Annotated in this window: 13 protein-coding genes, 4 tRNA genes and 2 pseudogenes; 6 read left to right on the plus strand and 13 right to left on the minus strand. The window is 38.5% G+C overall.

Going from position 1 to position 12,801, the window contains the following annotated elements:
* The first annotated feature begins 22 nt into the window (after nt 1–22).
* The 3 genes and pseudogenes from H2C83_RS14480 to H2C83_RS18705 all read left to right on the plus strand — a co-directional run.
* Nucleotides 23–334 carry a hypothetical protein gene (locus H2C83_RS14480; protein WP_181741914.1) on the plus strand — a complete coding sequence of 104 codons (312 nt, stop codon included), beginning with the start codon at nt 23–25 and terminating at the stop codon, nt 332–334.
* Between the two features lie 116 nt (nt 335–450).
* Entirely contained in the window at nt 451–684 is a 234-nt protein-coding gene (locus H2C83_RS14485; RefSeq protein WP_376766370.1) for an ATP-binding protein, read from the plus strand.
* 329 nt (nt 685–1,013) lie between these two features.
* A pseudogene (locus H2C83_RS18705) lies at nt 1,014–1,179 on the plus strand (acetate uptake transporter); the annotation flags it as partial.
* Nucleotides 1,180–1,299: 120 nt separating this feature from the next.
* On the opposite strand, the gene H2C83_RS14490 reads toward H2C83_RS18705, so the two are convergent.
* The 8 genes from H2C83_RS14490 to H2C83_RS14525 form a co-directional block, all read right to left on the minus strand.
* Nucleotides 1,300–3,084, minus strand: coding sequence for a DUF2357 domain-containing protein (locus H2C83_RS14490; protein ID WP_181741915.1), 1,785 nt, complete (start codon nt 3,082–3,084; stop codon nt 1,300–1,302).
* On the minus strand, nt 3,068–4,984 hold the full coding sequence (locus H2C83_RS14495; protein ID WP_181741916.1) for an McrB family protein: 1,917 nt from the start codon (nt 4,982–4,984) through the stop codon (nt 3,068–3,070). The genes H2C83_RS14490 and H2C83_RS14495 overlap by 17 nt, the downstream gene beginning before the upstream one ends.
* The gene (locus H2C83_RS14500) at nt 4,985–6,046 is read right to left on the minus strand and encodes a coiled-coil domain-containing protein (protein ID WP_181741917.1); all 1,062 of its coding nucleotides are present in this window, start codon (nt 6,044–6,046) and stop codon (nt 4,985–4,987) included.
* 268 nt (nt 6,047–6,314) lie between these two features.
* A tRNA-Val gene (locus H2C83_RS14505) sits at nt 6,315–6,389 on the minus strand.
* Between the two features lie 17 nt (nt 6,390–6,406).
* Nucleotides 6,407–6,482: transfer RNA gene (locus H2C83_RS14510), tRNA-Ile, on the minus strand.
* A gap of 8 nt (nt 6,483–6,490) precedes the next feature.
* Nucleotides 6,491–6,567, minus strand: a tRNA-Asp gene (locus H2C83_RS14515).
* A gap of 5 nt (nt 6,568–6,572) precedes the next feature.
* Nucleotides 6,573–6,649, minus strand: a tRNA-Met gene (locus tag H2C83_RS14520).
* Nucleotides 6,650–6,686: 37 nt separating this feature from the next.
* Entirely contained in the window at nt 6,687–6,902 is a 216-nt protein-coding gene (locus H2C83_RS14525) for a hypothetical protein (protein WP_181741950.1), read from the minus strand.
* Between the two features lie 312 nt (nt 6,903–7,214).
* On the opposite strand from H2C83_RS14525, the gene H2C83_RS14530 reads away from it, so the two are divergent.
* Together H2C83_RS14530 and H2C83_RS14535 are read left to right on the plus strand one after the other, a co-directional pair.
* Complete coding sequence (locus H2C83_RS14530) at nt 7,215–7,727, plus strand: 2'-5' RNA ligase family protein (RefSeq protein ID WP_181741918.1); 513 nt, start codon at nt 7,215–7,217, stop codon at nt 7,725–7,727.
* Between the two features lie 16 nt (nt 7,728–7,743).
* The gene (locus H2C83_RS14535) at nt 7,744–8,178 is read left to right on the plus strand and encodes a GNAT family N-acetyltransferase (RefSeq protein ID WP_220184198.1); all 435 of its coding nucleotides are present in this window, start codon (nt 7,744–7,746) and stop codon (nt 8,176–8,178) included.
* Here the strand turns inward: H2C83_RS14535 and H2C83_RS14540 are convergent.
* Nucleotides 8,175–9,014, minus strand: coding sequence for a PHP domain-containing protein (locus tag H2C83_RS14540; RefSeq protein ID WP_181741919.1), 840 nt, complete (start codon nt 9,012–9,014; stop codon nt 8,175–8,177). The two genes, H2C83_RS14535 and H2C83_RS14540, sit on opposite strands and share 4 nt — an antisense overlap.
* 295 nt (nt 9,015–9,309) lie before the next feature.
* On the opposite strand from H2C83_RS14540, the gene H2C83_RS14545 reads away from it, so the two are divergent.
* On the plus strand, nt 9,310–9,639 hold the full coding sequence (locus tag H2C83_RS14545) for a hypothetical protein (RefSeq protein ID WP_181741920.1): 330 nt from the start codon (nt 9,310–9,312) through the stop codon (nt 9,637–9,639).
* Nucleotides 9,640–9,694: 55 nt separating this feature from the next.
* On the opposite strand, the gene H2C83_RS14550 is transcribed toward H2C83_RS14545, so the two are convergent.
* The 4 genes and pseudogenes from H2C83_RS14550 to H2C83_RS14560 all read right to left on the minus strand — a co-directional run bounded on the left by H2C83_RS14550 (nt 9,695) and on the right by H2C83_RS14560 (nt 12,776).
* On the minus strand, nt 9,695–9,889 hold the full coding sequence (locus H2C83_RS14550; protein WP_181741921.1) for a hypothetical protein: 195 nt from the start codon (nt 9,887–9,889) through the stop codon (nt 9,695–9,697).
* 97 nt (nt 9,890–9,986) lie between these two features.
* Nucleotides 9,987–11,354, minus strand: a complete 1,368-nt coding sequence (locus tag H2C83_RS14555) for a site-specific integrase (protein ID WP_246333941.1) — start codon at nt 11,352–11,354, stop codon at nt 9,987–9,989.
* Nucleotides 11,355–11,357: 3 nt separating this feature from the next.
* Nucleotides 11,358–11,426, minus strand: a pseudogene (locus H2C83_RS18630) (SEC-C metal-binding domain-containing protein); the annotation flags it as partial.
* Nucleotides 11,427–11,801: 375 nt separating this feature from the next.
* Entirely contained in the window at nt 11,802–12,776 is a 975-nt protein-coding gene (locus H2C83_RS14560; protein ID WP_181741923.1) for a 3D domain-containing protein, read from the minus strand.
* Between the last annotated feature and the right edge of the window lie 25 nt (nt 12,777–12,801).

Raw genomic sequence — 12,801 nt, forward strand, 5'->3', positions numbered from 1 at the left:
CCGGACTAAAGGAGGAAAGGAAATGTTACAGATGGCCAATTACGAGTTTATCAGGAAGCAACACATTTTGCTAGGAAAGTCCATTCGACAGATTTCAAGGGAGACTGGCTATTCACGCCAGATCATTCGAAAAGCACTCAAATCAACAGATTTCCCAAAATACAAGCTGTCCAAACAGAAACAAAAGCCGGTCATGGATTCTGTCAAGCACATCATCGAGGAGTGGCTACGCCAGGACGAACAGGCTCCACCCAAGCAACGTCATACGGCACGACGCATTTATCAAAGGCTGGTTGAAGAGTACGGATTCACCGGAGGTGAATCAACGGTTTGATCTTTTGTAAGAGAACTAAAGGTCACTGAACCTGAAGCTTTCGTTCCGCTTGAATTTCCTTAATTTGTTTATCTCCCTGAAATATACAACCCCAAGCCCTTTTCTTGCGAAAAAGCTTGGGGTTTGTCATCAAGCTCACAGGAGCGGAGCTCCTGTTCCAATTTTGTTCCTCGCGCTATGAGAAAGGTAGCATGATCATTACAAGCAATCTGGACTTTTCTAACTGGACTCAGGTCTTTAAGGATGAACAAATGACAGCTGCCCTGGCAGATCGCCTTACCCATCGCGCTCACATCCTTGCCATGAATGGCGAAAGCTATCGTTTTAAGCAAAGCATAAAAAGAGCATGATCATCAAAAAGTTACCCACCCTCCGGGTGGATAATTTAATACCCAGGTGGTCAATTTTTTGATGATCACGGCGGTCAACTTTTTGTTTGACATTCACACTTTTTATCATGTATGGACGGGAAAATAAAATATTTTTTATAATTAAACGGAGTAGATGCTTCACACCAATTTCCTTCTCCAGTTTGATCTACCAATTCAGGGAAACTACACAGTAGACCTTCTAATAGTTAATAATGCAACAAACAGTTAATAGTTAAAACAAATTCAGATAAGATTCCCAATATATCATTTGTTAGGGAGGTTCATAATGAATACCAGCCAAACACAAAATGGATGTTAAAATTACTAACAGCGATCCATTGACCTTAGGGGTAATCGGACTGCTTTGGTAACCCTGGTAGCATCCTCACAAAAGCTCGGAATCACATGCGAAATTTCATTCGTATTCCGTGGGCGATATTTTTAGGGGGATTTGCTCAACTATTTGCATGCATCTAGTATATATATAAACTTATCGACTATAATCATTTTCTCATTCAACAGTAACCCGATAGCTGGACCACTATCAAATTTTATAACAAGATTATCTTTTACTAATTCCTTACCATGTTATTATTAATTTCTTGCAACATCATGATAATCTTGCAACATATTATTAATAACATCCTCTAATTCATTAGCAATAAAGCTGGAATTATCCCCTGGACATAACCTTAACAAACGTACAATTCCATTCCACTCTTTCTGACTTCTCTTTTCTAAAGATAAATCTCTACTCGGGTATAAACCCCACACTACAGAAACAGGGTTATAACGGCGATATTTCATTTGAGTGGGTACTAGCTCACCATATATATAAGGAGACAATATTTTCATTTTGTAATCCGTTAACTGCTCAATTAACTTCGGATCATTTTTTCTATTCCAGATATTATCTAGTTGCCTATATTTCAGATCAAAAATTAAACTTCCTATATATACACCTTCTTTATATACATCCATACGGCCATCTGGACAGTTATGGTTACCTATACTAAATAAAGGTATATTTTCCAGATCGGTCTTTTCTTCTTTTTTAGGAATAGCTTGATTATAAACTAGATTGAGAGTTAAATCCCCTTTTTCAAATTTAACTATGGTTCCAGGCTTCAAAGTCGGAACAAAAAAGTTCTTAGTATAACTGAAAATCCAACCCTGCATGGGTTTGAAACCAATGTTCATTAATGTTTTACAAATATGCATATAACCCCATATTTCATATAATAAATCAGTTTTTTTCCACTGGGAAGTAAAACTGCTTTCTATACTAATGTGAAACTGACCAGAAACTATTTTTCTATAAAGTTGATAAATTAATCTATATCTTGAATCCAGATTTAAAATGTTTGAAAAGGAGTTACCCTTGAATTTAGATACCTGTTTGACCCAGTTAGATTGACAAAACCGTTCAAAGTTCTTTTTCATTAAGCGACCTTTTTCTCTGTACTTATTAAGTATGTGAATAGTTTTTTTCTTTTCGTAATACTTAATTTGTGTGTTTCTTTGTGACTTTAAATACTTTTCCATCTTCTTACATTCTTCTTCAAATTCGATAATGGATGAATCTACAGCTTCAATAAAATGATTCAGTAACTGGATAAAGTTAATTAAGATCATTTTTAGCCATCTGTTTTCCAATAAATCATAATCTACTTTATTAAAAGAGGTCTGGATAATTTCTTTTTTATCCGGATGAGTCAATTGATACCTTAAACTTTGTTCATCTATATATTTAGCCCGACTCAACCAAGTTAACTTATATTCTTTTTTTAAGTTATATCTTGGTTTTAAGTCAATATCATTTAAAGATATCATAACCTTGTTATAGTTTTTTAGCAGCAATTCAAATTGATACAGAAGCTTGACTGGAATAGCTTGTACATTAGAGCATCCCAACCCAAATCTGTTTCGAATAAAATCTTGAGCCAGTCCTTTAAGTTCCTTTTCTAATTCATCTTTCATATACTCCCATTGGGCACGAGTAATTTGTTTTGGCTCAATTTGCATCGTAGAGAAAAAATGTTCACCAAAGGCAACCACCTTTATTGGATAAAATCCAGGAATAAGAGGGTAATGGGTGTTATAATTCTGAAACAAAATTCGTATCTCCTCAGAAGGCTCGAGGTAAATCTTTCCGTCTCCATCCACTTCAGGGTTATCAAGCAATTCTAATCCCGCTATATATAACTTTGCTTTCTTGTCCGGACAGATAAATTGTAAACCAAGTTCAGTATTTTCCTTTACAACTACTGCAGTTTCATCAAAAAAATCTTCATCTTTCCCGAATTTGTTTACAGGAATGGCCTTTTCTTTCTGATAAAAAGTTAATTCAAAAGGGTAACTATTAGCTCGTGTATCCATTAATCGCAAGCTCCTTAGCTTTATTACTTATTACTCTTTTGCTTTCAACAAAGTCAGAAACCTGGGTATACTGGTCAAATAACGTAAGCAAAAAACTATTTTCTACCACCTTTGCTTCCTTGTTATAATTGCCAATAATCCCTCCCAATAGTTCTTCGGGACCTCTTAACTTGGTTAGTACGCGTTGAACCAGTTGAAGATCAAAAGCATCTCTTCTTGTTAATTCTTTACAATTAGGAAGATTACGCAAATACAAATCTATTTGTTTTACGATTCGAAATCCTATACCATACTGATCATGTAGGGAGTGCAAAGCATAATGAATTTCGTCCAGTATTTGAAGTTCCTCAGCTGATAAAAAAGGAGCATCACTTTTTTTTCTGAACTCTCGAAAATGGTTAGCAGTAAACGATTTTTTTTCTAAATTCATTTTTTTTGGTTTTGACCAATTGAGATCCTGAAAAGACATTTTATTACTCAATGTAATAACATTCGCCCGATCCAACACTTTATCAGAAAAATGATAAGTAGATTCGTCAATGTTTACTGTTCCTACAAACAAAATATTATCTCCTAAAACAATGGAAGGCTTATATTTGCTTGAGTTATATAGACGAGACTCCAATTCCTCGTTATACAAGTTTAATTGACGTCTCGGGGGTTCCAGCTCCAACACCGACAAAAATTGAGAAAAGTAATGCTCAACTCGTGCCAAGTTCATCTCATCAAAACAAATAATATAAAGTTTGTCACTATTCTCTTCTTTAGATGCATGAACAAGAGTGTTAATTAATTCGGAATCTCCAGGACGGTAAACCATATGAATAGAATCTACGTATCCAATGAGATCAGCATCATCTGTCCAGGAAGGCCGTACAGAGATTATTTTCAATTGCTGGTCGTCCATCCCCCATGCTTTACCATACATTTCCACCAACTTCGACTTGCCTATTCCGCTCATTCCGGACAGGATCACCAAATTCGAGGATTTCATAGCCGTATGGAAGTTTATTAAGTCTTTTTTATCATAAAGCAAGCCATACTCTTGAGTGATTTGATAAAAATAATTAATAAATGTGTTTTCATCCTCTGAATTCTCTAAATCCAAAACTCCATTCGACTTAACCGGTATAACCGGTTCTGGAGAAATAATCTTCATAGGCTTGGCGTATTGCAACAAATCTTGGAAGTTGTTGTAGATATCAAGACTTACAAACAAAATATCCTTGTTTCTAGGAACTTCAATTACATTTTCAAGCCAGTCTTCAGGCATATCCTCCTGTTTGAGATTCTCATAGAATAGTTGGAAGCCTCCATGTGCATAATGGTGTTTTTCAAATTCACCAAAAACTGTATATCTGCCATCTTTATGTCGCCATAAAATATAGGTTGGAGTATCAGACAGCTCATATGAAAAACGATTAATTTTACCTATATACTTTGAATTAGCCAGTTTATTTTTAAACTCTTCAAAACTGGGATTATAAGAACCTTCACTAAAAACAGGGATAGGGAGAAAAAACATATTATCTAAATAACTATCAAATTTCGCTTTTAACTTTACATTAGTTGCTTGACAAATAGTATTACCTTCAGCAGTTGTTTTTCTTTGAAGACCAAAAATAATAAAATATCTATCCAAGAAATCTTTAAGATTTTGAATCCTTTCAGCTTTCAAGAGAGTTAAATCATCTTCGAACCCCCATTCTTCCAAAAGGGTAGAATAACACCAGATTAATTTTTCATTTGGAAAACTTTCCGGAGTTTGGGAAATAATTCGAATATAAAATTGAATTGCCCCTTGTCTATTAATAAATACAGTTTCTTTTCCTACTTTTTCTTTTACATATTCATCGTCTGCCAAGACCCCCACCACATCTAGATCCCATGTTTTCAGCATCTATATTTCCCCCTTGATTAATTTATCAGTTAATTCAACCAGTCTCAGATGATCTTCAATCATAGTAATATTCCCAAAACAGGGCAGTTTCTGCAATTCACGTTTAAGTCTGGTTGAAATCTGATACTCGATAAGCCAGATATAGTCACAATCCATACATAAATTCATATTTTCTAAATCTCTACAAATTTTTACAGCAAAACCATGTGACTCGAGTTTATTTTTTATTTTCCTACGCAGTTCATTTCCAATTAATACTACAGTTTTTTCTTTATGATTTGGTTGAGGCAAATCTGAAGGTAAGACAGGAGTTTTTTCATCTAAGGAACGAATAATTGATTCTTTCTTTTCCAGTTCTTCCTTTAAATTTTTATTTTTTTCTTCAAGATCATTAATCAAACATGTCTTCGCTTCTAAATTTGTCTTTACGTTAGACAATTCATCTAACGTTTTCCTGAGTAATTGTTTCGTTTCATCCGATTCTTTTTGTGAGCTTTCTATTGTTTGTTTCAGATTATTTTGCTCCTCCATTAAAAATCGAATTTTTTCTTTCTTCATCTCAAGGTTCTTACTCTTTTCATTTATAATCAGTTCTAACTTTCTAATCCTCTCTTCCAATTCTTTTTGCTTATCTTCGCTATCCTTGAATGACGATACAATTTTTTCTAGCTCATTTAATCGATTTGACAGCTTTAATTGATTGTATAAAGCTATTCCTGTAAGGTATTCATCATTATTTTGACTTGAAACTAAAGACAAGAGTACCAATAAGGCCTTTGATTTCTCAATTAATACATATTCAAATAAAAATTCTACTTTTTTACTTCTAAATATTATCCATTCTTCATGCTCATTAAGCCATTGATTAAACACACCCTTTACTTTAAGAATGTTTCTGTTATTTACCATTTGTTGTACTAGTTTATCCTTGATCAAACTGATGTTTTTTCGAAAACTGGTTTCTCTAAAACCGGCTATTTTAACCTTTATTTGCTTAGATAGTAGAATTAACTGTTCATCTGGTATGTTTTTGAGAATCCAAGTCCATATTTCCTTGTCCATGTGATGCCTCCTATACACCAAAATAAATATTAGCTAAAATTTTTCCTATTCATTATTATATTCGTATGTTAACCCAGAAAATAATCATTTTTGTGAAGAATCTATTTTAGATTATGAGATGTTTTTTCACACTATTATTTATCTATATTTTTTAAATATAATTATTTTTCTTTTATTTCAGAATTAATTTTTAACCAAGAGCGTTCAAACAAGTATACTTTAATAAAAAAAGCCGCCTTCATGTCAGAAAGCGGCTTTTACACAAGTTTGGTGGGCAGTATTGGAATCGAACCAACGACCTCTTCCGTGTCAAGGAAGCGCTCTCCCCCTGAGCTAACTGCCCAAATCGGGATAAGGGATTGGTGGGCCCAACAGGACTCGAACCTGTGACCGATCGGTTATGAGCCGACTGCTCTGCCAACTGAGCTATAGGCCCATTCCAAATGGCGGAGCTGACGGGATTCGAACCCGCGATCTCCTGCGTGACAGGCAGGCATGTTAGGCCTCTACACCACAGCTCCATATCTGGTTGCGGGGACAGGATTTGAACCTGCGACCTTCGGGTTATGAGCCCGACGAGCTACCTGACTGCTCCACCCCGCGTCAATTTGATTCGTTAAGTTATCAGCGACAATTAATATCATACAACAGTTATTTTGTTTGTGCAAGGGTTATTTTCAAGATTTTTTACTCCAAATGTACCGCACACCGTACCTGCCTTTTTTGAACGGAAAATTTCCACCTCTTCCGGACTGTCATATCCATACAGCCACCAGTCTTCCTGCATACGGGCTGCCAGACAGTTGGCCTGAAAGCGGCTGTCGTACAATTTGGCCCAATAAACCCATTTTGACATACTCATCCCATCCTTTCACCCGTATTTTTCCACATATTCGCGTTTTCATGCCAGGGTAAATGCACATTTTGAGGAAAAGAACTAACGCACCTTCTTTTTGTGCATAACATGAAACAAACAAGCAAAAGCGCTTGTTATGTTCAGCTCCTAATAACGAATATGTTCCCTCCTCTCATGAAGAGGTCCGGGTTGCCGGACCTTTTTTCTGTCACAAATTGGCTTCTTTTATGTCACAAATTGGGCAGGTGTATTCTTTCACATAAAAAAGTTATAATAAAATTAAGCTTCCAAATGGATAAGGAGGGGATGTTAATGAACTATAGCATCGTTACCTTTCCGCAAAAAAAAGTGCAGGACTGGGCCAACTCCTTGCGAAAACGTTATGACCCCCAATACTGTTACATTCCTCCACACATCACGTTAAAAGAAAAATTCGAACTTTCCGATGAAACCTTTGAAAAAACTGTTGAGAGCCTGGAGAGGGTAGCAAAAGAAGTCAGGGAATTTCACGTAAAATTTAACAAAGTCAGCCATTTTTATCCAATCACAAACACGATCTATTTGGCGATTAAAGACAAGGAACCGTTAGTTGAACTGCATGACAGGATCAACGAGCTTTTTGAACCGGTCAAACCGGCCCACCAATTTGTTCCGCATCTCACGATCGGACAGGAAATGTCGGATGATGAGCTGCATGACATCTATGGACGGCTGCGCATGAAGGAAATCGAACTGGAAACCGGAATTGACCGGTTTCATCTGATGTACGAATTGGAAAACGGTTCCTGGAGCATCTTTCAATCCTTTTTGCTGGCGAAAGACTAGAAAGGGAGTTTGCAGATTGACAACCATTGTTAAGAAAGCGATTACAGACTCAGATTTAAACCATGTTTTTTCCATTCGGACAAAAGTATTTGTAGAGGAGCAAAATGTGCCAAAAGATCTGGAAATTGATGAGTGGGAAGAAAAATCGACCCATTTTCTGGCATGGGAAAACGAATTGCCCATCGGCACATGCCGTTTACGATTTGTTGATCCGTTTACGGCGAAAGCGGAACGGGTGGCAGTACTGAAAGAAAAAAGGAAAACAGGAGCCGGGAAACTCCTCATGCAAACATTGGAGAATGTTGCCCGGCAAAAAGGAGCCAGAAAGATTCTGCTCTATGCACAGGTTCGGGTGATCCCTTTTTATAAAAAGCTGGGGTATGAGCCGTTTGGTACTCCATTTGACGATGCAGGCATTCCGCACATGAAAATGGAAAAATCTTTGCGCTAGGAGCAAAAGCTTTGTAGGTCCTTTAAGATTCGGATATCGGTGGTACAGGTGCCTAACTGTGCGTGATACATGGAACCATGCCGCTCACCGTGAAAATCGGAGCCCGCTGTTGCAAGGAGATTCATTTTTTCGGTCATTTCCTGATAATGCCTTTTTTTACTGGAAGTATGATCAGGATGATTGATTTCAATACCATCCAATCCATTCTCCCCCAGAAGTGGGATCAAGTCGTCTTGCTCATAAAGACCCGGATGGGCAATGACGACTGCTCCTCCACTCTGGTGAATGGCCTCAATGGCATCAAACGGGGACATCTGATCCGGTACCACATAAGCTTTGCCCTTTTTCCCCAGATACAGGTCGAACGCCTCATTCATTGTGTTGACGATTTCTTTGTCAATCAGCACTTCAGCAATATGTGGACGGCCCACATTCTTCTCCTGACTGCCCCTCCCCTTTTTTGCCATCACTTCCTCAATCGTGATATCGATCCCCAGTTCATTCAAACGGCCAATCATTTTCAAATCGCGCTGATACCGGACATCCCTCTGCTTTGCCAACAGATCCAGGAAATGATTGTTGTTTCTGTAGTCTACATACATCCCCAGCATATGAATTTCTTTTCCATGCCATAACGTACTGATCTCTACACCCGGCACAACTTCTATACCTCTTTTCCTGCCTTCATGAAGTGCTTCTTCCACTCCATCGACGGTATCATGATCTGTAATCGCCACTCCCTTTAAGCCAAGCCTTTCAGCCAGTCTCACCAGATCTGCAGGAGACAGCAATCCGTCAGAAGCAGTCGTATGAGTATGCAAATCTACTTTCTCCATACAGTAGAACCTCCGTTCCTTTCTTTCAACAAAGCCATTCATGCCACTGGCTGACCAGCGGTAGATATTTTCCATCAATACCCTTTATTCCTATCTTATGGATAAACTCTTTACCAAGCATAATTCAAGTATAGAACAAGAATGCAACGCAAGATCTCCTGATTTCATTATCACCATTTATTCAATTTTTGTTCAACAAATTGACAAGCAACAGCCAAATATTTTTGCAAAAACAAGATTGTTTTTTTAGAAAAACGGGTATCCAATCATTAATACCTGTTAAGGAGGATTCTGCATGAAACTGAGAATGAAAACGTTGTCAAGTGTGGCCCGTCCTTATGGTCAAATAGACCGATTGTTAAAATCCCAAGGCTTTCGATCAACGCACAACTATCCTCCAACATATGACACCAAAATCCGGGATATTGCCTCTGGGCAAGTGTACCGCTTAAAAGTCCCGACTTACCTGACAGAAAAGAAATACAAAGAAGAATACTTGCAATTGGATGAACCTGTTTTGGAACCGGATTCGAACAATCGATGCCAATCTCTTTCCAACATTCCTGATTCTGTTGTTTTCGCAGTTCACGAAAAATTGGAAGAGATTGTGTCCTATCTTAAATGATAAAATAAAAAACAAAGAGCACCCGTCATCAGGGTGCTCTTCTCACTCAACTGCATTATTTGCGTTTTTTGATCTCCTCACTTATCCGTTCCGCAAACTGACCAGGATCGGTGTCGATTGATCGGGTTTTCTCATTAACCCCCAGCTCACGACCCACTTCATTTATTAATTCTTCTACCTGGTCTTTTTTCTTTCCATGTTGTTCTTGCTGGTTTTCCTGTCCCATAAATCTATTCAAAAAGCGGAACATAAGAAGACCTCCCTTTTGTTGAGTGATATTCTTATTATTTCTTCATTTCTTTTTTACATACAAAAAAAGAAGCCACTCTTTTCTATGGCTTCTTTTTTTATTTCAAATTAAGAATTTGCAGCGGATTGTCCAGCATCAATACCGGATAAACCCCATCGATTTGGGTAAAATAGCAACTGGTCTCACGCTTTTCCAGTTTGCCGTGAATCCAGAAACGCTGTTCGGTGGTAAATGAGGGTAGAGGCGACATGTGAACCTGCCTCCATTTTCCTTCAATTAACACAATTGGTCCTGTTGATGAAACGGTAAACATATAGGTTTCTTTCCTGTCGTCCGTAATTTCCTCACCGGCCATTTCCCGGTTAATGCCATGGTCCAGCAGCCATTTCCTGATCTCCACAGCACTCGGGAGCGCTCGAATCAGATGAATGTACACTTTCCGGAATACAGGGTATACGCTGGCAATCTTCTCTTCTTCCAGCCAGCGGAACAAATGCTTCAGCGTATTGAGAAAGACCCGCGCACCTTGCGGCGTGTTTTTCCCCTGATCAAGATACCATACACTTAAAAAGTGAATCATCGTTTCTTCATCCAGCAAAGACCAGTCAAAAGCACTGCCAAAACGCATCGACAGGTAGAGGTGGAATTCTTCCATTGATTTGCAATATAACAGTTGTGTCCCCTTTTGTAATGTTGCGACATGTTCTACAAAAAACTGTTCGAATTGTTGCATGATCCGTATGGGCAATTCTCCTTTTTTTTCTGCCAGCGGCCATGTGGAAGATTTTTCAACCGGTGTTTTCGTCGCAGCTGAGGAAACCGTCGTGGAGTTCTTCCGTTCTTCTGCACGATGAATGGACCAGCCATAAACTTTCCATCCGTTTTCCCAGGCTGTAAATCTGTTATTTTCTTCTTCAAGATGATTATATTTCTCTAGTTGCACGAGTATCTCCCCTCTCATCTCATGCAAGAAGGATGTATAAGGGCCAAACATTTCATAATGGTTACCGATTCGAACAAACCGTGCAAAAATCAATGGCTCGAGTACATGTTTCTCAGGATGTTTAACGATGATTCTCTTCCCATCCACAAGCTTCCGATAAATCAGCTTTTCTCCGGTCCTGTCGACCAATTCATAAAAGGAAACACGGGAGGCGCAAAAGTTTTTGGCGACTCTTTCTTTATAGGGATCTTTGCGAAGTGTAGAAGACCAGATTTCTACGGGACGTTTACCGTTCAAGCATGAGGCATCAAACAGTAACCAAAATCGAAAAAATGCGGACATATCATACGAAATTGGCCGTTTCGGCTCAAGTTGCAGCAGTTTCTTGAAACGTTCAATCCATTCCAGTTGCATTTCTGCTGACATTCGTCGATAAAACCATTGGTTCAACTCATTTAGCAGTTCATGTTTCAGTTGACTTTCCCGATCTTCGCGCGCTTTTTCTACAACAGACAGAGTCACAACCCTTTCACAACATTTTTTGTACTTTTTTCCGCTGCCACATGGGCAAGGTTCATTCCGACCTACCATCATCACACCTCGGATGCAGTTTTCCTTGTTTTCAAGTATAGCTTAACAAGCCACCAAAAACAAAGAAAAATTCACAAAAAATACCATATTTTTGCTTATCTTTCCCAATAACATAAATACATGTTATTTGTAATATTCCTCTATCTCCGGGCCTTTAAACCAATACTAATAAAAACGGGTCGGGTCAGATGCGTATTTCAAAAGCGCGGCATGGGATTTTGTGTCAAGGGGCGGGGAGGTTTAACCATGGCAACAATTGAGTTAATTGTGGAAAATTGCTGAAAAAAACTCATTCAAACTCCCTACTATAAAAATAATTCCCTGTCAATAAAAAAAAACCTGCCGCTATTTCAGTTGCAGGTTAATTTTTTTTGTTAACTATTTTAAAATCTTGATCGTTACTGTTCTTCGTCCCCATTTAATCGCTTCTGCTCTTGATTCGAAAAACAAATCAATAATATAACCTTGCACTGCTCCTCCCGTATCCTCTGCCACTCCATATCCATACCCCGGAACATAAAGTTTGGTACCCAAAGGAATGACATCCGGATCTACAGCAATTGTTCCCCGATGTGGATAAGTACCTGTTGCCGTTCTGCCGCCGGTGTGGGTATATCCCGTCGCTTGAACAGTCAGTGTGCCTGCTGAGGAGAGTTTTACATCTTCTTTGGCCAGTGCTTCATTCGTGCCAATTTTGACAATTTCCTCAACGGGCTTGACGGTATCCACCAGCCTTTTCTCTACAACCGGCTTGCCATTTTGCAACAATGGCTGCCCGTTTTTATACATCATGACCACTTCATATATTTTTTTGCCTTTTTTCCCTTCCTGCTCTACTTCCTTTTCGCCTTTTGCTATCTTATCATCTTCAATTTCCTTGGTTTTATAAGGAACAAGTTCTACTTTTTTCTGGAGCCGATGTTCAAACCGATCCACAATGATCTGTGTTCCATCTGTAATTCTTTGATCGAGGGGAACATTGACTTCATCCCACTCCGAGATTGGTATGTTTTTTTCTTTCAACACTTCCCCAACCGTCGTTGCCAATGTTTGGAATGTCCCCATTTTCTTCCCGCCAACCTGGAGAGATACTTTACAATTGCATGATAAATCAACGCGGCTTTGCTCTTCCAATGGCTGGTTCCACGGTATGCTCGGCTGATATTTCTGTTTCAGTTCAGTCACATTCAGGCCAGCATCTTCCAAGGCTTCAGCCAGGCTGTCTTCAGAGCGGTCAAGCTTTATCATTGTGGGCTGATCGCTGAAATAAACCTCCACTTTTTGGGAAGATCCGGAACAACCTGCAAGCAGGATGAGAATCATCGCAAGGCTACTGAGAAGGATCTTGTTCATCCAATACCTCCTTGGTTAAGCCTGA

It is taken from the genome of Thermoactinomyces mirandus (assembly GCF_013868055.1).
Classification (GTDB): Bacteria; Bacillota; Bacilli; order Thermoactinomycetales; family Thermoactinomycetaceae; genus Thermoactinomyces; species Thermoactinomyces mirandus.

Coding starts and splice junctions, on each gene's coding strand:
- H2C83_RS14500 (WP_181741917.1), bottom strand. CDS start 6,046: ATGGACAAGGAAATATGGACTTGGATTCTCAAAAACATACCAGATGAA.
- H2C83_RS14490 (WP_181741915.1), bottom strand. CDS start 3,084: ATGGATACACGAGCTAATAGTTACCCTTTTGAATTAACTTTTTATCAG.
- H2C83_RS14560 (WP_181741923.1), bottom strand. CDS start 12,776: ATGAACAAGATCCTTCTCAGTAGCCTTGCGATGATTCTCATCCTGCTT.
- H2C83_RS14495 (WP_181741916.1), bottom strand. CDS start 4,984: ATGCTGAAAACATGGGATCTAGATGTGGTGGGGGTCTTGGCAGACGAT.
- H2C83_RS14550 (WP_181741921.1), bottom strand. CDS start 9,889: ATGTTCCGCTTTTTGAATAGATTTATGGGACAGGAAAACCAGCAAGAA.
- H2C83_RS14530 (WP_181741918.1), top strand. CDS start 7,215: ATGAACTATAGCATCGTTACCTTTCCGCAAAAAAAAGTGCAGGACTGG.
- H2C83_RS14540 (WP_181741919.1), bottom strand. CDS start 9,014: ATGGAGAAAGTAGATTTGCATACTCATACGACTGCTTCTGACGGATTG.
- H2C83_RS14525 (WP_181741950.1), bottom strand. CDS start 6,902: ATGTCAAAATGGGTTTATTGGGCCAAATTGTACGACAGCCGCTTTCAG.
- H2C83_RS14545 (WP_181741920.1), top strand. CDS start 9,310: ATGAAACTGAGAATGAAAACGTTGTCAAGTGTGGCCCGTCCTTATGGT.
- H2C83_RS14480 (WP_181741914.1), top strand. CDS start 23: ATGTTACAGATGGCCAATTACGAGTTTATCAGGAAGCAACACATTTTG.